Below are 20,999 nucleotides of genomic sequence, written 5' to 3'. Positions count from 1 at the left end.
GTGCGTTTCATGACAACAACTTCACAAACGGAAAAAACCGGTCAATCTCCGGCAAATGATAATTTTCATATCGAGCTTGATATTGAAGGGATGACTTGTGCATCTTGTGTTCGCCACGTCGAAAAAGCGCTCAAAAAAGTTGAAGGCGTAGACAATGCTGTCGTCAATCTGGCAACAGAAAAAGCGGACGTTACGAGCAAAAATAAACTCGGTATCGACGAGCTTGTGCAAGCGGTCGAGAAAGCCGGTTATGAAGTAGGTTACCAGCCGGTTGACCTTGATATTGAAGGTATGAGTTGCGCTTCTTGTGTGCGGCGCGTTGAAAAGGCACTGCTTTCGGTAGACGGGGTAAAGACTGCTGTTGTTAATCTCGCAACAAACCGTGCCCATGTCGAGATGCTTAAAAATGTTGCGACAATTGATGCGCTGGAGAAAGCTGTTGCAAAAGCCGGTTATGGTGCAAAGCCCGTCAATAATCATAAGCAAGTCGACAGACAAGCCATTGAAGCGCATAAACTTGGCCGCTCTCTGGTTATAGCTCTTATTCTCACCATTCCGGTTTTCGTTCTCGAAATGGGCGGCCATATCATACCGCCGTTCCATCATTTTGTCATGACGACGATTGGTATGTTCCCCTCCCGCCTCGTCGAATTTATTTTGACAACACTTGTGCTCTTCGGCCCCGGTTGGCGTTTTTTCAAATCCGGCATCCCCAATCTCTTTCGTGCCACTCCGGATATGAACTCTCTTGTTGCTGTCGGCTCCTTTGCTGCATGGTCCTATTCCACTGTTGCGACCTTCGCCGGCGCTTATATGCCGGAAGGAACCAATAATGTTTATTTCGAGGCGGCAGCCGTTATTGTTACTTTAATTCTGCTCGGCCGTTATCTTGAAGCAGGTGCACGTGGACGCACCAGTGAAGCCATCCGTATGCTTGCCGGTTTGAAACCGAAAACAGCACATGTTTTAAGAAACAATGAAGAAACAGATGTTGCGCTTGATGATGTTGCTGTCGGCGACATTATTGTGATGCGGCCGGGAGAAAAATTCCCTGTTGACGGTTCTGTCACAAGTGGCAACTCGAATGTTGATGAATCCATGATGACGGGCGAACCTTTACCTGTTGCCAAGAAAGAAGGCGACAATGTTTATGGCGGAACTGTCAATGGCAATGGCTCCTTGACATTTCGTGCTGAAAAGATCGGTGGCGATACACTTATTGCACAAATCCAGAAAATGGTCGAAGACGCACAAAGTGCAAAACTACCCATTCAGGCTTTGGTCGATAAGGTAACAGGCTGGTTTGTCCCTGCGGTTTTTGCAGCCGCAATTGTTACGTTTTTTATCTGGTTTTTCGTCGGCCCTGCTCCACAATTTCCACATGCTCTTATTGCCGGTGTGTCGGTACTCATCATCGCTTGCCCCTGTGCAATGGGTCTTGCAACGCCGACATCTATTATGGTGGGCACAGGTCGGGCAGCCACTCTCGGTATTTTGTTCCGTCGCGGTGATGCATTACAAACATTACGTGATACCGATATTGTTGCTTTTGACAAAACCGGCACACTGACGGTCGGTAAACCGGTTTTGCATAAAATAATCACAGCCGAGGGATTTGATGAAAAACAAACATTGGCAGATGTTGCAGCGGTAGAACTTCGCTCCGAACACCCGATTGGCGAGGCTTTGAATGAAGCTGCAAAAAAAGCCGGAATATCCCTTTCGACTGTTGAAGAATTCTATTCCAAACCCGGATTTGGTATTTCCGGCAAAGTTAATGGAAGAGAAGTCATTATCGGAGCCGACCGTTATATGAACGAGATAAATGTCGATATCTCCGGCTTTGCCAAAGATGCCGAGATTTTCGGCAATGAAGGCATGACGCCATTTTATGCCGCGATAGACAATAAGGCGGCTGCAATTTTTGCTGTTGAAGACCCGGTCAAACAAAATTCGGGGAAAACGATAGCCGAACTTCAAAACATGGGCATCGCAACAGCGCTCGTCACAGGAGATAATCGTAACACAGCAAAAACAATCGGCTCAAAACTCGGTATTTCAGAAATCGTCGCAGAAGTGCTTCCGGCAGGAAAAGTGGATGCTGTGAAAAAAATACGCGGGTCTGAACGGCAGGTCGCCTTTGTTGGTGATGGCATCAATGATGCGCCGGCACTTGCGGCTGCCGATACCGGTATCGCCATTGGAACCGGTGCCGATGTCGCTATTGAAAGCGCGGATGTTGTATTGATGTCGGGCGATCCGACAGGCGTTGTCAATGCGATTGCCATTTCAAAAGCAACAATCCGCAACATCAAGCAGAATTTGTTCTGGGCATTCGGTTATAATGTTTTACTCATTCCTGTTGCTGCCGGAATTTTCTATCCGGTCTGGGGCGTACAATTGTCGCCAATGCTATCTGCCGCAGCAATGGCAATTTCAAGTGTCTTTGTGCTTTCCAATGCATTGCGTTTGAAACGTTTCAAACCCCGTTTATAGGCTAACGGTGTTTTCGGCAACCTTATTAGATCAGGTCAATCTTCGCCGCTCATCATATTGAATGAAGAGTTTTAAAGTGGATTGATCAGAGGTCAGAGCATTCACAAAAAGCATGGAGATAGATGTGAATTAAGTCTGTCACTCGCATCCTCTTTGAACAGCCAAAATAATCATGCTGGAATGACGGGTGAAGTTGACATTCACCAAAACATTTTGTCATCGAACCGGTGTGCATTAACAGAAACGATTTCACAATGGATAAACAAATGCGCTCATTGAATTTGAATAAATTTTCAATCCTTTGAAAAAATTTTCGCAGAAGACCGAAATCAATCATAATATTTTGAAATAACATTGCAATTTCTTGCGCTTGGCGCGAAAGTGGCAAAAGAAAATTGCCCACCCAAAGAGAAAGTAAAAAGAATGGCAAAACACTGCGATGAAGCGACAATAGATCGTGTTTGTGAAGAATTGAAAGCGGCTTTCGGAGACCGGTTCAGCCGCAATCTTTCTGTCCGTCAGGCTCATTCCCATAATGTGACCGCCCTTTATCAACAAACTCCTAATGGCGTTGTCTATGCGACCAACAAAGACGATGTTGTAAAAATCGTAAAGATTTGCGCCAAGCACAAAATGCCGATTATTCCCTTCGGTGCCGGAAGTTCCATTGAGGGGCAGCTTAATGCGCCTAAAGGTGGCATCAGCATCGATTTTTCAAAAATGGATCAGGTTGTTTCTTTTTCACCTGAAGATATGACGATAACTGTCCAGCCCGGAATTACCCGCGAAACCTTAAATAGCTGGTTGCGCGACAGTGGTCTGTTCTTCCCGATCGACCCCGGTGCCGATGCATCTATTGGTGGCATGGCCTCGACACGTGCATCCGGAACCAATGCCGTGCGCTATGGCACGATGAGAGAAGCTGTTTTAAGTGCCGAAGCGGTTATGGCAGACGGGAGAATTATCCGCACGGCAAGCCGCGCAAAAAAATCGGCCGCCGGCTATGACCTGACCCGTCTTCTTGTCGGTTCTGAAGGAACACTCGGCATTTTTACCGAAATTACTTTGCGTCTGCATCCGGTTCCGGAAGTGGTTTCGTGTGGCGCTTGCACTTTTCCGACTGTAACCGATGCCTGCAATGCTGTTATTGAGTCAATTCAATGTGCCATTCCCTTCGCACGTGTCGAACTTCTTGATGAGTTCATGACAAAAGCCTGCAATGCCTATTCGGGATTGAAACTTGATCCCCTTCCAACGCTTTGTGTCGAATTTCATGGCGATAAAACCAGCGTTGCCGCACAAGTTTCACTGTTTGGTGAAATAGCAGCAAGCCATGGATCAAAAGATTTCAAACATTCGACCGATCCTGACAAACGCGCCGAACTCTGGAAAGCACGCCACGAAGCCTTCTGGGCAGCGCAGGCAAGCCTGCCGGATTGCGATGTATTTTCCACTGATGCCTGTGTGCCTATTTCAAGGCTTGCCGATTGTGTGGGTGAGACACAAAAAGATCTTCAGGAGCACCACCTTATCGGGCCAATGGTCGGTCATGTCGGTGATGGAAACTTCCATGTTCTTCTCGGCTATCACAAAGGTAATAAAGAAGAAGAAAAGAAGGTCTATGAATTTTCCGAAAGATTGTCCGAACGGGCAATTTCGATGGATGGAACATGCACAGGTGAACATGGCATCGGGCAAAGAAAAGCAAAATATTTGCGGCTCGAACTTGGCGATGCTGTCGATTACATGAGAGCTATCAAAAAAGCTCTCGACCCTGACAATATTCTCAACCCCGGAAAATATGGATTTGAAGACTATTGATAATCAATGGTGAAGCGGCTGTCCAACCAATAACTTTGAAACGATCGTTATAGCGTCACTTCACTCCGATATATCTGTTACAAATTGATCTGTCATCGGCTGCCTGTTTTTATGAAATGGGCAGCTTTTTTATTTCCTGAGGTTATTTTTGTTTTTCGGATTTTATTCCGGTTTGTTTATTTTCTTGAAACTTACAATCCGCATAACGCAATATCTAAACCGCTTTTAAAACGCGTTCCTGCGTTTAATTGCTCAAGTAATCTCTGCTTTTAATTTCTTGAATGATAACAAAACGATTTTTTTCAGAGGAACATGTTTCGACCCGCCATTGGTGAAAATGCGATAATCGAGACCCGTTGATGTCCGTTACCCTTAACATGTGTATTTTTCTGGAATAATGGTATTCCACATTTTTCGTTTTTTTATAAAATCATTCTAATATAAAAATTAAAAACAACAAATATATTATAATGAATTGACATAATACATTTATTTTACGAATATTTTTATTGAAAAATAACTCTCAATCGTGCCAACATTTTAAATCAGCTATCCAATACAGGGAGAGGAGTGTAGAGAATGGCTAGATTAGATCAGAAGACCGTAGATCAAGTGTGTAAAGAATTGGAAACGGCCTTTGGCAATCGTTTCAGCAACAATCTTTCAGTTCGTGATACCCACTCGCACAATGAAACAAAATTACGACACGAAGTGCCTGATGGCGTTGTTTATGCATTGTCAAAAGATGATGTGGTCAAGACGGTCAAAATTTGCGCCCGTCATAAAATGCCGATTATCGGTTTTGGCGTGGGAAGCTCGCTTGAAGGGCAATTGAATGCTCCCGTAGGTGGTATCAGTATCGATTTTTCAAAAATGGATCAGGTTGTATCTTTTTCGCCGGAAGATATGACAATTACAGTACAACCGGGTATTACGCGAGAAAAATTGAACAGTTGGTTGCGTGATAGCGGTTTGTTTTTTCCGATTGACCCCGGTGCAAACGCATCAATCGGGGGGATGGCGGCTACACGCGCATCAGGTACCAGCGCTGTTCGTTACGGAACAATGAGAGAGGCGGTTTTATGTGCAGAGGCTGTCATGGCCGACGGCCGCCTCATCCGCACTGCAAGTAGAGCCAAAAAATCTGCCGCCGGTTATGATCTGACACGGCTCCTCGTTGGCTCGGAAGGCACACTCGGGCTTTTTACCGAACTCACAATAAGGCTGCATCCGATACCTGAAGTCGTTTCGAGCGGCATTTGCACTTTTGCAACAATTGGAGACGCATGTAATACAGTCATCGAGTCCATCCAGTGTGCTATACCCTTTGCACGTGTCGAATTGATGGATGAATTTATGGTCAAGGCATGTAACGCCTATTCCGGTTTGAGCCTGGAGCCACGCCCGACGCTTTGCGTCGAGTTCCATGGCGATGAGGCAGGCGTTGCAAGCCAGGCCGCCACTTTCAGCGAGATCGCTGCGGCCCATGGTTCGAACAATTTCCAGCAATCGACCGATCCGGAAAAACGTGCTCAACTTTGGAAAGCCCGTCATAGCGCGTTATGGGCTGCCGAAGCGAGCCTACCTGACTGCGACGTATTTTCTACAGATGCCTGTGTGCCTATTTCACGTCTTGCCGATTGCGTTACGGAAACGCAAAAAGACTTGAAGGAACACAATCTGATCGGTCCAATCATCGGCCATGTCGGTGACGGTAATTTCCATGTTTTTGTCGGTTACCCGAAAGATAACGAGAGGGAAGAAAAACGCATCTATGAATTTACCGAAAGGCTGTCAGAACGGGCCATATCAATGGGCGGCACTTGCACAGGTGAACATGGTATAGGACAACGCAAGATAAAATATTTGCGTATGGAACTTGGAGATGCTGTCGATTTCATGTGGACAATCAAACAGGCTCTCGACCCTGACAATATTCTCAATCCCGGGAAATACGGTTTTCCAGATAATTGAGAAGTACAACCGCATTGTTATGTTCTTCGTCATGCGCTGCATATAATAAAGTTACATGCGCGTGTTTCTTCAGGGAAGAAAGAAAAAGTTCTATTGCATCCGATTGTGTATTGAGTTCTGCAATATAGCGGCTTTTGAATTCTTCCCATTTTCTGACATCATGGTTGAACCAATGACGTAAATCATTGCTCGGAGCCAATTCCTTTTGCCAATCATCAATATGGGCTTTCTCTTTAGAAAGCCCTCTTGGCCAAAGACGATCGCTTAGAACCCGCCACCCGTCATCTCCCGAATATGGTTCATAAACCCGTTTGATTGCTATCTTCATTCTGTGTCATCCCAGTCGTTTTATAAATCCGGAAGTTCAAACCAGTACATTTCCAATGGCAAATGTCATTTTCTATAAATGTCATTTTTTCTATAGAACATTTTACATCGTTTCACGCTATGCATATTTCTTAAAAATAGATCAATTGATGATGACAATTCTTTTAGGTTTGGGATGGTCTTTGAAACTGCGGTATTTTCCTCTTTTTATAGAACGACGGATGACTTTGACCGCTTTTTTAAAAGAACATTTTCAATAATAAAAACAATGTGTTAAAACAGTTATACGAAAAGTTGAATAATGAATACTAATAAAAAACCGAATTACGTTAGTGCCTATATTGACATAAGAGCATATTTGAATAATTCTTTTTAATAGAACGAAAGGGATTAAGAGGAGGCCTTAAGTTCGTTTCACTTATATACGTAAAAAACAGGTATACGTGAAAAAATGGGAGATTTTGTTACCTGAGCTTAAAATATTTTTGTAAAAATTATAATGGTTCACTGTCTCTATTAAAAATAGAGATAGTATTTATTTATCTAGAACGTGGATGAATGCGGTTAAAGCATTCAGTTTTCGTTTTGAATATTCATTAATAGCCATAGCGAGTAAGTGTTATGGCGAGTAACAGTTATAGCAAGTAACAGCTATGACAAGTAACAATGTCTACCTGACCTTGAAAAACTTTCCTGTCACGGAGGAGGAGCCGTTATGGATAAAGAAACTATTGCCCGAATTGAGGCGAACCCCGCTTATATAACGTTGAGAAAAAAGCGTAATAGGCTTGGTGGTGTTCTTACTGTTATTGCCCTGATTGTTTATTATGGCTGGATTGCACTCATCGCCTTTGACAAGCAATTTCTGAGTTTACGCATTGGTACCGGCGTTACAACGATAGCCATCCCGATTGGCATCGGCGTGATTGTGGTCATGGTTCTGTTGACTGCAATCTATATTCTGATCGCAAATAGCAGTTATGACCATTATACCGACGAGATTAAAAAGGAGGTGAAGAAATGAGCCTCTTTTATTTTTATAAAAAACCGGTTGTTTCAGCGATCAATGTGGCTGTTTTTTCTCTTCTCACCGGAATGAACGCAAAGGCTGATGCGATTGGCGGCGAGCTTCCAAAACAAGCCACGAACTGGTCGGCAATTATCATGTTTTTTGTATTTGTTGCCCTGACTCTCTGGATTACCAAATGGGCTGCAAACAGAACCCGGTCACGAGCCGATTTTTATACAGCGGGCGGAGGTATAACCGGCTTCCAGAACGGTTTAGCCATTGCCGGTGACTTTATGTCTGCCGCTTCCTTTCTCGGAATTTCGGCTATGGTCATGAGCGTCGGTTATGACGGTTTGATCTATGCTGTCGGCTTTCTTGTTGGTTGGCCTATCGTGATGTTTCTTATCGCGGAAAGGCTACGTAACCTTGGTCGCTTCAATTTTGCCGATGTTGCGGGGTTCCGTTTTGCCACTGTTCCTATACGTATCTTTGCAGCCTGCGGGACACTCGCTGTTGTTGCTTTTTATCTGATTGCACAAATGGTTGGTGCCGGCCAGCTTATCAAACTTCTGTTCGGGCTGGATTATCTTTACGCCGTTGTTCTCGTCGGTGTTTTGATGATGATCTATGTGCTTTTTGGTGGCATGACGGCGACAACATGGGTGCAGATTATCAAAGCCGTATTGCTTCTTATCGGTGTCACCTTCATGGCGTTTATGATCTTGTTGAAATTCAATTTCAGCTTTGAAAATTTCTTTCAGGCGGCCGTCAATGTCAAAGCGACATTGTTTGCCCAAAAAAACGCTGTTGACGCCACTTCGCCTGAAGCGATTGCTGCCGGACAATCCATTATGGCTCCCGGCGGTTTTATAAAGGATCCGATTTCGGCTATTTCCTTCGGTATGGCATTGATGTTTGGTACCGCCGGCCTTCCCCATATTCTGATGCGTTTTTTCACTGTTCCGAATGCAAAAGAGGCAAGAAAGTCGGTTTTGTGGGCAACTGTCTGGAACGGATATTTCTATATCGTTATCTTTATCATCGGTTTTGGTGCTATTGCACTTGTCCTCTCCGACCCGATACTTTCAGCGCCCCTTTCAAGTGGTGCAGGAGCGGCGAATATGGCCGCAGTCATGGTCGGAAAGGCGGTCGGCGGAAATATGTTCTACGGTTTTATCTCGGCAGTTGCTTTTGCGACTATTCTGGCTGTCGTTGCCGGTCTCACCCTTTCGGGTGCAACAGCAATATCCCATGACATTTTCAATATGGTTTTGAAAAAAGGAGCTGCAACGAGTGACTTGGAACTACGTATCTCCCGTATTGCTACGGTCATCATCGGCATCGTCGCTATCCTGCTTGGCATTGTGTTCGAGCAACAGAATGTGGCATTTATGGTGGCGCTTGCTTTTGCTATTGCCGCATCAGCAAATTTCCCTGTGCTTTTGCTCTCCATTCTGTGGAAAAAATGCACAACACGAGGTGCGGTCATCGGAGGTTTTCTTGGTTTGATATCTTCCGTGGGGCTGACAATTGTCTCGCCGGCCGTGTGGGTTTCAACATTCGGTTTCTCGCCGGAGTCAGTCCTCTTCCCCTACACATCACCAGCGCTCTTTTCCATGATTTTAGGCTTTGGCGGTGTTTGGTTATTTTCAATAACCGACAAGTCCAGTCGAGCACAGGAAGATCGTGCCGGTTTCCCTGCCCAGCAAATCCGTTCTGAAACGGGCATCGGAGCGTCAGTTGCCTCCGACCATTAAAACGGTTTCTGTTTAACCGGATTGTATAAATAAAATCCGGTTTGGAAGAACATCCTGTACTCAAGAAAAAGGCGGTCCCGAACCGCCTTTTTCTAACAGTGTTAGTGTTTGAATTCATCATTCGCCGTTTTCTCGGCACGTTTCAAGCTGTGGCTATAAACATATTTCCGATATTTGTGTGGTTTCACGCCTTTTCACGTTTTTGATAAACTCTCAGGTTTACGACAACTGCAAAGAGAATAATGAGGGCGGTCACAAAAAAGACCGGTCGAACGCCGAACCACCCACCAATAAAACCACCGCAAACAGGCCCCAGAACCTGCCCCACATATTGCGACGAAACAGAAAGCCCCAGAACTGCCCCCACAGCATAATCCGGCACGATATGACGCAAAATAGCAGTGACACAGGGAATTAGACCACCAAGTGCCAGACCGAGCAGAAACCGCAGCACAACCAACATCCATGCGGTTTCAACAAATGCTTGTGGCACGACAAGAATTGTCGATAAAATCATCGCCCCGACCAACATTTTCCAATGACCGACACGATCTGCGAGCCGCCCGACCAAACTTGCCGATAATGCGCTTCCTAATGCTGTCATTGACATAACAAGCCCTGCCCAGAAAGTTACACTCGCACCTCCTCTCGACAGAGTATTGACGTAAATTGTTATAATCGGCTCGATTGACAGATTGGCAAATGTTAGAAGCGCTCCGGTTAGCAACATTGCACAAACACTGTGATTAAAGAGACTTCGCGTGAGCATGCCCTTGTCTTTTTTACGACGCCGGTCAACAAAAACCTTATGATTTTCACTGATCGCAAATGTCGTAACGATAAAAGTTATAAAAATCAGAATACCGATAGCGACAAAACATGTTCTTATGCCAATATAATTCGGCAAAATACCGCCAATCAAAGGGCCGATAAAATTGCCCGCCATAACACCGGACGAAATAACGCCCAATGCCCATCCGGTTTTATCTTTCGGCGTTTGTGTGGCCGCAAGAATAGCCGCTCCCGAAGCGTAACCTCCAGCGAGCCCCGTCAACAATCGCAATAAAACCAATTGTGAAATGCTTGTAACAAAGCCCATCAATCCGATCGAGATTGCCATTCCGAAACTTGCACGAACCAACATGAGCTTACGTCCGTAACGGTCGCCCAAACGCCCCCACAAAGGCGCAACAAGAGCCGCGGAAAAAAACGTTGCGGCATAGGCGATGCCTGACCATTCCGAAATGGCTTTTGTGTCGCTCACTCCGATTTCTTCAACAAAAAGTGGCAAAAAGGGCAAAAGAACAGTCATTCCGACAATCGTCGTAAAAGCACCAAAAGCCGATATGACGAGATTTCGCCGCCAATAAGGCGACAATTCCTCCGTTTGCTCAACCATTTGCTCACCAATAGAATATTTTTATGCCGATATGTTTTGCAACTTTTATAAGATAAGAACAATTGGCAATATCGGGTGAATTCATTTCCGTTTTGTCATCCATTCCTGTCGTTCATCCACCGTTTGCCGGTTCCTTGATTTTCATCCATTATTTTATGAAAAAATGAAAATCGAATTATTTCTTCGGTTCAATAGCAATTTTTGCTTCCAGATTGAAAGACACTTTTCGAAGGCCGTTATGTCGAAACGGACATGTCTTCTCCATCTCTCCTCCAAGAGGATAGCAAGGTTATTTCGCGTTACTATATGTCTTTTATAATGCCTCGAAGCGTTTCAACATTTTTTTAAAATTGTTAATTCAGGAAATGAATAGACGACTTTGAGCGATTATATTAGATTACCTTGTTTTCTGAAATAAGAGAGCCTTTTCTTTGAATATTCTACATTTCGCAATCGTCATTGTTATCGTCTTTGCGTTGGCCTCTATGCTGGCTGTCTATGCTTATGGGCGCTTTGCCAAAAGTGCGCGCGGCGAAAATTCTTTTGCGTTGAAGATAGATGGGAAAAGCACGAAGATAGACCTGAAAATTGAAGATTTGGCCAAACGTGAAAACGGATTAGGTGTTGAAAAAGACGGTTTGTCGCTTTTCATCAGTAATCTTGATGCTTTTGCCGGTCGCGCTGTCGGAACCGAGCTTGCCGGTCGCAGTCTCGATCTCATGTATTATATCTGGGATGATGACCTGACAGGCCGTCTTCTTTTGAAAGAAGTGATGGATGCTGCCGATAGAGGTGTGCGCGTTCGTATGTTGCTTGACGATATTAATGCACAGGGGCGTGATCCTGCCTATGTTGCGCTTGATAAACATCCGAACATAGAAATACGCATGTTCAATCCCGGACGGGCGAGAAACGGTGGTTTGAGACGCGGTCTTGAAATGATGTTACGTGCATTGACAGTCACCCGCAGAATGCACAACAAAGCTTTTATCATTGATGGCCGCATCGCTTTTGTAGGCGGGCGTAATATTGCCGATGCCTATTTTGGTGCAGGCAAGGCCTCCAATTTTCGCGACCTTGATTTGATGCTTGTCGGCCCTTCGGTCAAAAAGGTTGAAACGATTTTCGATTCATTCTGGAACAGTGCCGTGGCATTGCCCATCCATGCCTTGGCCGTTCCCAAAAAAGCCCGCGATATCAATTATTGGAAAAACAAACTCACGCAATTTCATGACTCGGAAAACGCAAAACCTTATCTTGACTATGTCCGCGCCCATATGAATTTCGAGCATTTTATCAAACCGCAACATAAGCTTTTTCCGGTTGTTGCGGTTGATGTTGTTTCCGACCCTCCTGAAAAAGCTCTGGGACATAGACCGGAAAACTGGTTAATGACGGTATTTTCGCCATTAATTGATAGTGCAAAAACCGAGTTGCAGATAACATCGCCCTATTTTGTTCCCGGAAAAGCCGGAACCGAACGGCTTTGCACGCTCGTCAGAAATGGTGCCGATGTCCGCATCCTTACCAATTCATTGGCAGCTACCGATGTCGCAGCGGTCCACGGCGGATATGCGCCTTATCGCAAGCCACTTCTTAAAGGCGGCGCAAAACTCTACGAGCTGAAACCCAATGGTGGCCCGCATCGCTTGCGTCTGTTCGGTTCACGTCGCGCAAGCCTTCACACCAAAGCGTTTCTGATCGACGGTAAAACAGCTTTTATCGGTTCTTTCAATTTTGACCCGCGTTCGGCTTCGCTGAACACAGAGATGGGAATATTGTTTGAATGCCCTCCTATTTCCGAAAGGTTGAACAAACTTTTTGTCGAAGAAACAACCGAGGAAATGAGCTATCATCTTCATCTTGATAGCAAAAACCGGATTTACTGGAATTATGTTGAAGATGAAAAGCCATGTACTGCGAAGCGTGAACCGGAAAGCCCCATATGGCGGCGCGCTTTTGCAAAATTGATTAGTTGGTTGCCTATCCAGTCCCAATTGTAAGAAAAATAATCTGCGCGACAAATTCCTGATTTATTAAACAAGGCTTGAAACCGACAAGTTTGTCTTGCTTGAACGTTGACACTTCGAGAAGTGCAACAAAAAGCATCACGAACGGATAACAGTCTTCCAATAATTTTCGGGAAATCTTGCGCTTTAATGAGGTGCGCATCACGCTATTCAATATGCAAAATATTTTGCCAGTCCTTCCATTACATCGGGACCATCTGATCTTAACCTTTCTCCACAAGACCGCCCATCAGGTCTCTTGTCGCTTACCGCATAAACAACCTTATGGTGACGGGAGTTAAGAGCCTCAATATGGTCTTCCACCCTCAACTTTGTCGAGTTCACGCGTGCTTCATCAATAAACTGCTTTTGTTCAACAACGTCGATAAGCTCGCCATGATAACCTTAAAAATGAAAAGAGAAGCCCGATAGATCACAACTTTTTTTCGTGAGGTAATATGCCGGTCTGACTGATAAAATTCGGGAAATTTATAAATAAACGTTAAAAAAAATATGATTACTCTTTTCAATTTTAATCCCGCGTGGTACAAACCAGCGCCAATCCATAAGAAGCAATACGAATATGCCGCGGTACTTTTGTTCCAGCGGCGCGTTCGTTTTAAAAGGAATATTGGACATGGCAAAAATCATCGAAACAGCTACAGGTAGAGAAGCACTGACATTTGACGATGTGCTTTTACAGCCTGCCCATTCTGAAGTTATGCCGGGACAGGTCGATCTTAAAACGACCGTTGCAACCGACATAGTCTTGAACATGCCGCTTTTATCGGCGGCAATGGATACGGTAACCGAGTCGAGATTGGCGATCGCCATGGCACAATCTGGCGGGATGGGCGTTATCCACCGCAATATGACACCGTCAGAACAGGCTGAAGAGGTCCGTCAGGTCAAGAAATTCGAATCCGGTATGGTTGTCAACCCCGTCACCATCGGGCCCGAAGCCACCTTGGAAGAAGCCAAAGCGCTTATGGCAGCACACGGCATTTCCGGCATTCCTGTTGTTGAAAATGGCGAGAAAGGCCCCGGCCGCCTTGTCGGTATTCTGACCAATCGTGATGTTCGTTTTGCTTCCGATCCAAAACAGAAAATTTACGAATTGATGACACGGGAAAATCTCGTGACTGTGCGTGAAAATGTTCAACATGACGAAGCTAAAAGACTCCTTCATCAAAACCGCATTGAAAAGCTTCTGGTTGTTGATAATGAAGGGCGTTGCGTTGGTTTAATCACCGTCAAAGATATCGAAAAGTCACGCCTCAATCCGAATGCAGCGAAAGATGCGCACGGGCGTTTGCGTGTCGGGGCAGCAAGTACCGTTGGTCACGATGGTATGGAACGCGCAGAGCGGCTTATCGATGCCGGTGTCGATATTCTGGTGATTGATACTGCTCATGGTCATTCACAGCGTGTACTTGATGCTGTTAAAGAAATCAAAAAGATTGCCGGTTCAACAGCTATTATGGCCGGTAATGTCGCAACACCGGAAGCGACGCAAGCGCTTATCGATTGCGGAGCTGATGCAGTGAAAGTCGGCATTGGGCCAGGTTCCATTTGCACAACCCGTATTGTAGCCGGTGTCGGCGTTCCGCAACTTTCCGCTATTATGGGAGCTGTCGAAGTTGCCGATAAAGCCGGCATTCCGATCATTGCCGATGGCGGTATCAAATATTCGGGCGACCTTGCCAAAGCTTTGGCAGCAGGTGCCCGCGCTGTCATGATTGGTTCACTCCTTGCCGGCACGGAAGAAAGCCCCGGTGAAGTTTATCTTTATAAAGGTCGTTCGTTCAAAGCATATCGTGGCATGGGATCCGTTGGCGCAATGGCTCGCGGTTCGGCCGACCGTTATTTTCAGGCAGATGTGAAAGACGAATTAAAACTTGTACCCGAAGGTATTGAAGGTCAGGTTGCTTATAAAGGTCCAGCCGCCTCTGTTCTTCACCAATTGGCTGGCGGCCTGCGCGCATCAATGGGATATCTCGGTGCGCCTAACCTCGAAGAATTCCGCAAAAAAGCGACATTTGTTCGCATTACCAATGCGGGTCTTAACGAAAGCCACACCCATAATGTGTCGATTACTCGTGAAAGCCCGAATTATCCAAGTGCGATTTTGTAATTGACGTTTTTTAAAATGTAATCCCCCTTGTCTGTCTGAAATGCCGACAAGGGGGATTTCAACTTCGGTTCGGCCGAGCAATCTGTCTGACCACTTCCTCTGATTTCTTCTTGTCTTTTTAAAAAGCGGCTGATGGTTGAAGGCTACGAGCTTGATCGTTCATGAGACACAGAACGAAATCATGGAAAATTGATTTTAAGCGTTCATCCTGAACAGACAGCTATTTCAAATCCAATTGATGAAACATAGGCTATGCTTTTGTCTGTCGAGCTTCACCGAAACAGATGTGAATCTTGAAACGGATAGTCTCAATCTTCTACGTAATCCGGACAAATCCGTTTGACCGTTTTGGCGAGGCCTTAAAGCCAAAGTCCCTAGCACCTGACGTCATTTAAAAAAAGCGGATTTATTTTGCTAATCGGGCTTGCTCCCTTTTAACAGGAAAATTCCCGTTTCAATTTAATTTGTGATTACTTTCTAACAGACAAAAGCGGTTATGCTGCAACGCCCTCAAGTTTTCACTTTGAAAAGGAGAGGTTTTTCATAATCAAACAAGGTTTTCCCGCGAGCATCACAAGATAAAATTTCTTGCCTGATCAAGAATCGGGATGGCCATTGACTTTAGAATATCAGCCAACAACTTGAAGTCCTTGCTCCGGCGCGAACGTCTTCTCCAGAAGAGGCAAATGTGGCGCTGCGGCGTCTCGCCTTCGAAAGCGACAACGCTGATATTATCCAACCGTGCTTCCGTCGAAACAGCAATTTGGGGAATAATCGTTATACCAATACCATTGGCAACAAGTTGCATCAAAGTCGTCAAAGATGAGGCTGTGATATCATGTCGATATTTTTTGGTCTGGCACGCTTCGAGCGTTTGATCGCGCAGACAGTGCCCTTCCTCCAGCAACAACAATTTCCCGGTATCGACATCTCCCTCCCGAACATTTTTATAGACAGATTGCGGGTCGTCCCGCGGCAAAGCATAATAAAAATTATCGTCGAAAATCGGTTCGGAGACAAATTCTCCATCTTCAACTGGCGTTGCCGCCACGATCGCGTCTATATGACCATTGCGCAGCAATTCAACAAGCCTCTCGGTCTTTGCTTCCTGAATTTGAAGTGCCAAAGAAGGATATAAATGACGCACTTTCGGCAGAACCGACGGCAATATATAAGGTGCGACCGTCGGAATAATACCAAGTTTGATCGGATAGCTTAGCGGCGATTCATGCGCCGCAACAATATCCCCCAAGACAGATAATCTTGCCAGAATATCATTGATGATCGGGAGAAAATTGCAACCAAGTGGCGTCAATATAATGCGCTTGGATGTCCGTTCAAAAAGCGGCGATCCCGCTAATTTTTCCATTTCAGCAATTTGCACGGAGAGTGCGGGTTGTGAAATGCCCAATTTTTCGGATGCCTCTCCGAAATGACCCGTATTGGCTAAAATCTGAAAATAACGAAGCTGTCTTATGGTAAACATGATAATTTTTTCTTATACAATTTAAAACAAAAAGCAATTGGATTTTATTCTATTCATTGCATAATAATACTAATGTTCTGAAAAAGAACCGGGCAGTGCCTTGCCGGAGGGTTGACTGCCAATTACAGAGATTGAGAGCTTGCTGTCTAATTTTCGTACCGAATTTTTTCGGTTAGGGAATATAGCGAGCGCTCAATCTGTAACTGTGTCATTTTTTCTTTGGTCATCTTGTAAGAGAGATGATCTTTGGAGGCCGAAACATTTCCCCCTATGTTTCGGCTTCCTGTCTTTTTATGAACTGCTGCTCCAAATACCATGCGTTCACTGGTTCATGTGCTCCCTACCTAAGGCAAAACAGCGTTCGTTAGGAGTATTTTTCAAGCTAATGTTATTCTTGGATTCATTTATCTAACAATAAGTATTGGAACTTTTATTTTCTGTATAAGTATTTTATGCACCGAACCAAATAGCATATTTCTAATTTTTGATTCCGTAAACGCATTAATGATAATAAGATCTATGTTATTTTCATAAGCAATATTATTTAGAATTTCTTCATTGAAGTCTTCATTAACCGCCAATAATGACAAGGCAATATTTTCTTGTTTTGACACTTTTTCGATATAATCAATATCTTTCTCTACCAATTGGAAATTGTTTTGTGAAACCGCAATCATAACCGGTTTATCAAAAATACTATGATAACGTTTAAGATAATCAACAACCAAATTGAGACCGAAATTTTCATCATAAAGCAACAGTGCTTTTTTGATCGGCCTTACCTCTATTGACGCCGCCAAAACCGGCTTCCGGGCAGCACGTACGATTGTTTCGAAATTATTACCTACTTTGCTATATCCGTCATTGTTAGACGTTTGCTGACCTTGCTTGCCGATGATGATCAATGAAGACGTTTTGCCGTAAAAGCCGATTGCATCAGCAAGGCTGTCATAGCGCAATCTGGTATCAACAATAACTTTCTCACGTCTTTCAATGTAGGATTTCGCATTATCAAGTACGGTTTGCCCCAATTCCTGCATCAATCGAGCATAGCTCGCCGTCTCGTCCCGAACTTTATCGGCAAAATCGGATAGAAAACGATTATCAATATCCTTGGCAATCTCGTCCGGAACTAAAACATCATCAGACATTTTATCAAGAACATTCAGCAATCGGACAGGCACATTGAATGTCCGGGAAGCCCAGATTGCGAGGTCGCAAACCGATTTCCAATAAATTGAAGAGTCAACCAGGGCAAGTATCGGCTGTTCCATAAAGTTCCCCGTTTTCTTGTCAATCGAATATAGAATAAATTTTATGAAAATAAATCATATAGATAGCTATCAAATTACCGTTTTTCCAACTATCTATTGTTATCAGCAATGATATTATTCGTACAATAAAATTAAAATTTTATTGTAAAAACAAATCAAAAATATATATTTTATTATGGTATATTAATTTTAAATTCTTGTAAAATCATATTTTTTTGAAAAAATTATTATTAATCGTTTTATCAATTCCAATTGATAGTTGAACGTACTGTCTATACTTGTAAAAACTGTTATCGAGAAAGCGCGATCTTTCGAAACACGCGTCGTGAAACACTGCTATCTCCTGTAAATATATGAACTAACCGCTTTTTTCCCTCTTAAAAAAGCGTCCCCCCTCGTCTTTTGCAAGTACATGAAATTGAACGTTGTCAACGCATCCATAAATTACGCCAATAACGATGCGTTCTGTCATAATTTTTCCTAATAGGAATTTAAACAAATTAAAATTAGAATTAATTTAAATTTGCCCTATCTTCTTTGGTGAGACGATTTGAACATTCACAGACTGGAGGCTTTCATGAGTGAGCGGATTACATTAACGACAACAGCAGGTGCCGCTGTACCTGATAATCAGAATTCTATTACGGCTGGTCCTCGTGGCCCGGTATTGATTCAGGATTATCAATTATTGGAAAAATTGGCGCATCAAAATCGGGAACGTATCCCGGAGCGCACTGTCCATGCCAAGGGTGTCGGTGCACATGGTGTATTGAAGATTACCGGCGACATTACCCGCTACACAAAAGCCGCCGTTTTCAAACCTGGAACGGAAACGCCGATGCTCGGCCGTTTTTCTACTGTTGCCGGAGAGCGCGGCGCAGCAGATGCGGAACGTGACGTTCGTGGTTTTGCGCTGAAATTCTATACATCCGAAGGAAACTGGGATCTCGTTGGCAATAACACTCCGGTGTTTTTCGTTCGAGATGCTTATAAGTTTCCCGATTTCATTCATACGCAAAAGCGCCATCCGCGGACAAACTTGCGTTCGAACACTGCCCAATGGGATTTCTGGTCGCTTTCTCCGGAAAGTCTGCATCAGGTCACTATTCTGATGTCCGACCGCGGATTACCGATTGATACCATGCATATGAACGGCTATGGCTCGCATACTTATTCATTGTGGAACGACAAAGGCGAACGCTTCTGGGTCAAGTTCCACTTCAAGACGATGCAGGGGCATAAGTTCTATACCAATGCCGAAGCCACGGAACTCGTAGGAAAGACGCGTGAAAGCTCACAAGAGGCACTCTACAATGCTATCGAAAGTGGCAACTTCCCGCGCTGGAAAGTTCAGGTTCAGATTATGCCTGAAGCAGATGCGGACAAAACACCTTATAACCCGTTCGATCTGACAAAAGTCTGGCCTCATAAAGATTATCCGCCAATGGATATCGGTATTATGGAATTAAACCGTAATCCTGACGATTATTTTGCAGAAATCGAAGAGGCTGCTTTTTCGCCTTCCAACATCGTTCCCGGCATCGGTTATTCTCCCGATAAAATGTTGCAGGCTCGTATCTTCTCTTATGCAGATGCGCATCGTTATCGTTTAGGCACGCATTATGAACAAATTCCGGTAAACAAACCCGTTTGCCCTGTTCATAACTACCATCGTGACGGGCAAATGAACACATATGGCGGTCATTCCACCAATAATGTCGATGCGTATTACGAACCGAATTCCTTCAATGGACCGGTTGAAGACAAATCGGCACAAGAGCCGCCGTTAAAAATTACCGGTGACGCTTATCGTTACGATCATCGGGCTGGTAATGACGATTACAGTCAGGTAACGGCACTGTTCAATCTGTTCGATCAGGACCAGAAAAACCGGCTTTTCTCCAACATTGCCGATGCAATGGAAGGCGTTCCTGATTTCATCATCGAGCGTCAACTTGGACACTTTGAAAAAGTCCATCCTGACTATGCAGCAGGCGTACGTGCTGCCATAAAGCGTAAAAAAGAAAGCAAATAATTTCCATGCATTGAAAAAGCGGGCTTTTCAGCCCGCTTTTTTATAACTTATCCCGAACTTGTTCAGGCGCCTGTTTTGATAGCGATTTTCATGACCCCGTCGCGCTGATGGGCAAACAGATCATAAGCCTTTTCTATATCATCCAATTTAAAAGTATGTGTCACGAGCGAGCGTAAATCAACGCTGCCATTTTCAACAACATTCATTAAACGGCGCATACGTTCTTTACCACCGGGGCAAAGACCACTCACAATATCAATATCTCCGAGACCTGCGCGATAACCTGCGAGCGGTATTTTCAGGTCATTGGAATAAACTCCGAGACTGGACAATGTGCCACCGGGGCGAAGAACATTAAGGCAAGACTCGAAAGTCGGTTGTGTCCCTAAAGCTTCAATAGCGACATCAACGCCACGCCCATCTGTCAGGCGCATGATTTCTTCAACGGCATTGCAGGCTTTGAAATCGACAACATGGGTGGCACCGAGCTTTTTAGCCATTTCCATACGTGCCGACACAGTATCTACGCCAATAATTGTTGTTGCACCGCATAATTTTGCACCGGCAACAGCACACAAGCCGATCGGTCCCAATGCCCAGACAACAACAATATCACCGATTTTAACTCCCCCACGTTCGGCACCGGAAAAACCGGTCGACATAATGTCAGGGCACATCAATACCTGTTCATCGGTGAGATTGTCGGGAATGGCGCACAGATTTGCTGCCGCATCATTGACGCGTAAAAATTCGGCTTGTGCACCGTCAATAGTGTTACCGAATTTCCAACCGCCCATCGCTTCAAAGCCATGTTTCGTATGCGGGCCATCTTGCGAACCGCATCCGCACATACATGCATTCGAAATACCACTCGGTGTAATGGCACCGGCAATAACACGTTGCCCCTCACGAAAACCTTTGACTTCTGAACCGAGCTTTTCAATAATACCAACCGGTTCATGCCCAATCGTCAAACCTTTTTCGACCGGATATTCGCCTTTTAAAATGTGGATATCGGTTCCACAAATCGTCGTTGTTGTAATACGGATCAAAGCGTCCAACGGACCAATATCCGGAACGGGTTTATCTTCCAGAACAATCCGGTTTTTTTCTACAAATACTGCTGCTTTCATTTTTGCCATAATGCACCACCTTTCAGCTTCAATTACAGAACCTTCTAACGTGGAGATTATACTAAATTTTTTATAAAATTTAAATTATATTTTTAATTTATTTAACGATTTTAGATTTTTTATAATAATTATAATTACAAAATTG

At 44.4% G+C, this 20,999-nt stretch carries 13 protein-coding genes; 8 read left to right on the top strand and 5 right to left on the bottom strand.

The window, feature by feature from the left end; genetic code table 11:
* Positions 1-9 precede the first annotated feature (9 nt).
* The 3 genes from BBC0178_RS03070 (at position 10) to BBC0178_RS03055 (ending at position 6,291) form a co-directional block, all read left to right on the top strand.
* On the top strand, positions 10-2,496 hold the full coding sequence (locus BBC0178_RS03070) for a heavy metal translocating P-type ATPase (protein ID WP_078039167.1): 2,487 nt from the start codon (positions 10-12) through the stop codon (positions 2,494-2,496).
* A 423-nt stretch (positions 2,497-2,919) separates the two neighbouring features.
* Positions 2,920-4,317 carry an FAD-binding oxidoreductase gene (locus tag BBC0178_RS03060; RefSeq protein ID WP_078039165.1) on the top strand — a complete coding sequence of 466 codons (1,398 nt, stop codon included), beginning with the start codon at positions 2,920-2,922 and terminating at the stop codon, positions 4,315-4,317.
* Positions 4,318-4,896: 579 nt separating this feature from the next.
* Positions 4,897-6,291, top strand: coding sequence for an FAD-binding oxidoreductase (locus BBC0178_RS03055; protein ID WP_078039164.1), 1,395 nt, complete (start codon positions 4,897-4,899; stop codon positions 6,289-6,291).
* On the opposite strand, the gene BBC0178_RS03050 is transcribed toward BBC0178_RS03055, so the two are convergent.
* Complete coding sequence (locus BBC0178_RS03050) at positions 6,257-6,619, bottom strand: DUF488 domain-containing protein (RefSeq protein WP_078039163.1); 363 nt, start codon at positions 6,617-6,619, stop codon at positions 6,257-6,259. The genes BBC0178_RS03055 and BBC0178_RS03050 overlap by 35 nt on opposite strands.
* A 714-nt stretch (positions 6,620-7,333) precedes the next feature.
* Between BBC0178_RS03050 and BBC0178_RS03040 the strand changes: the two genes are divergently transcribed.
* Both BBC0178_RS03040 and BBC0178_RS03035 read left to right on the top strand, forming a co-directional pair.
* Positions 7,334-7,642: a DUF485 domain-containing protein gene (locus BBC0178_RS03040; RefSeq protein ID WP_077970629.1), complete on the top strand. Its 309-nt coding sequence runs from the start codon at positions 7,334-7,336 to the stop codon at positions 7,640-7,642.
* Complete coding sequence (locus BBC0178_RS03035; protein ID WP_078039161.1) at positions 7,639-9,384, top strand: cation acetate symporter; 1,746 nt, start codon at positions 7,639-7,641, stop codon at positions 9,382-9,384. The genes BBC0178_RS03040 and BBC0178_RS03035 overlap by 4 nt, the downstream gene beginning before the upstream one ends.
* A 184-nt stretch (positions 9,385-9,568) precedes the next feature.
* Here the strand turns inward: BBC0178_RS03035 and BBC0178_RS03030 are convergent, their stop codons facing one another.
* Positions 9,569-10,783 carry an MFS transporter gene (locus tag BBC0178_RS03030; protein WP_078039160.1) on the bottom strand — a complete coding sequence of 405 codons (1,215 nt, stop codon included), beginning with the start codon at positions 10,781-10,783 and terminating at the stop codon, positions 9,569-9,571.
* Between the two features lie 431 nt (positions 10,784-11,214).
* On the opposite strand from BBC0178_RS03030, the gene BBC0178_RS03025 reads away from it, so the two are divergent.
* Both BBC0178_RS03025 and guaB read left to right on the top strand, forming a co-directional pair.
* Positions 11,215-12,786: a phospholipase D family protein gene (locus BBC0178_RS03025; protein WP_078039159.1), complete on the top strand. Its 1,572-nt coding sequence runs from the start codon at positions 11,215-11,217 to the stop codon at positions 12,784-12,786.
* A gap of 643 nt (positions 12,787-13,429) precedes the next feature.
* Positions 13,430-14,926: an IMP dehydrogenase gene (gene guaB, locus BBC0178_RS03015; protein WP_077970625.1), complete on the top strand. Its 1,497-nt coding sequence runs from the start codon at positions 13,430-13,432 to the stop codon at positions 14,924-14,926.
* Positions 14,927-15,497: 571 nt separating this feature from the next.
* Here the strand turns inward: guaB and BBC0178_RS03010 are convergent.
* Positions 15,498-16,412 carry a hydrogen peroxide-inducible genes activator gene (locus tag BBC0178_RS03010; protein ID WP_078039157.1) on the bottom strand — a complete coding sequence of 305 codons (915 nt, stop codon included), beginning with the start codon at positions 16,410-16,412 and terminating at the stop codon, positions 15,498-15,500.
* A 404-nt stretch (positions 16,413-16,816) separates the two neighbouring features.
* Positions 16,817-17,686, bottom strand: coding sequence for a universal stress protein (locus BBC0178_RS03005; protein ID WP_078039156.1), 870 nt, complete (start codon positions 17,684-17,686; stop codon positions 16,817-16,819).
* Positions 17,687-18,263: 577 nt separating this feature from the next.
* Between BBC0178_RS03005 and BBC0178_RS03000 the strand changes: the two genes are divergently transcribed.
* A complete protein-coding gene (locus BBC0178_RS03000; RefSeq protein WP_078039155.1) occupies positions 18,264-19,721 on the top strand; it encodes a catalase in 1,458 nt (485 codons plus the stop codon).
* Positions 19,722-19,783: 62 nt separating this feature from the next.
* Here BBC0178_RS03000 and BBC0178_RS02995 read toward each other — a convergent pair whose 3' ends face one another.
* Positions 19,784-20,863, bottom strand: a complete 1,080-nt coding sequence (locus BBC0178_RS02995) for an NAD(P)-dependent alcohol dehydrogenase (RefSeq protein ID WP_078039154.1) — start codon at positions 20,861-20,863, stop codon at positions 19,784-19,786.
* Between the last annotated feature and the right edge of the window lie 136 nt (positions 20,864-20,999).

It is taken from the genome of Ditibartonella apihabitans (assembly GCF_002007485.1).
Classification (GTDB): Bacteria; Pseudomonadota; Alphaproteobacteria; order Rhizobiales; family Rhizobiaceae; genus Bartonella; species Bartonella apihabitans.
The sequence above is the reverse complement of the archived record's forward strand: the minus strand, read 5'-3'. Positions and strand labels throughout refer to the sequence as shown.

Coding starts and splice junctions, on each gene's coding strand:
- BBC0178_RS03060 (WP_078039165.1), top strand. CDS start 2,920: ATGGCAAAACACTGCGATGAAGCGACAATAGATCGTGTTTGTGAAGAA.
- BBC0178_RS03055 (WP_078039164.1), top strand. CDS start 4,897: ATGGCTAGATTAGATCAGAAGACCGTAGATCAAGTGTGTAAAGAATTG.
- BBC0178_RS02995 (WP_078039154.1), bottom strand. CDS start 20,863: ATGGCAAAAATGAAAGCAGCAGTATTTGTAGAAAAAAACCGGATTGTT.
- BBC0178_RS03000 (WP_078039155.1), top strand. CDS start 18,264: ATGAGTGAGCGGATTACATTAACGACAACAGCAGGTGCCGCTGTACCT.
- BBC0178_RS03070 (WP_078039167.1), top strand. CDS start 10: ATGACAACAACTTCACAAACGGAAAAAACCGGTCAATCTCCGGCAAAT.
- guaB (WP_077970625.1), top strand. CDS start 13,430: ATGGCAAAAATCATCGAAACAGCTACAGGTAGAGAAGCACTGACATTT.
- BBC0178_RS03010 (WP_078039157.1), bottom strand. CDS start 16,412: ATGTTTACCATAAGACAGCTTCGTTATTTTCAGATTTTAGCCAATACG.
- BBC0178_RS03050 (WP_078039163.1), bottom strand. CDS start 6,619: ATGAAGATAGCAATCAAACGGGTTTATGAACCATATTCGGGAGATGAC.
- BBC0178_RS03030 (WP_078039160.1), bottom strand. CDS start 10,783: ATGGTTGAGCAAACGGAGGAATTGTCGCCTTATTGGCGGCGAAATCTC.
- BBC0178_RS03035 (WP_078039161.1), top strand. CDS start 7,639: ATGAGCCTCTTTTATTTTTATAAAAAACCGGTTGTTTCAGCGATCAAT.
- BBC0178_RS03040 (WP_077970629.1), top strand. CDS start 7,334: ATGGATAAAGAAACTATTGCCCGAATTGAGGCGAACCCCGCTTATATA.
- BBC0178_RS03005 (WP_078039156.1), bottom strand. CDS start 17,686: ATGGAACAGCCGATACTTGCCCTGGTTGACTCTTCAATTTATTGGAAA.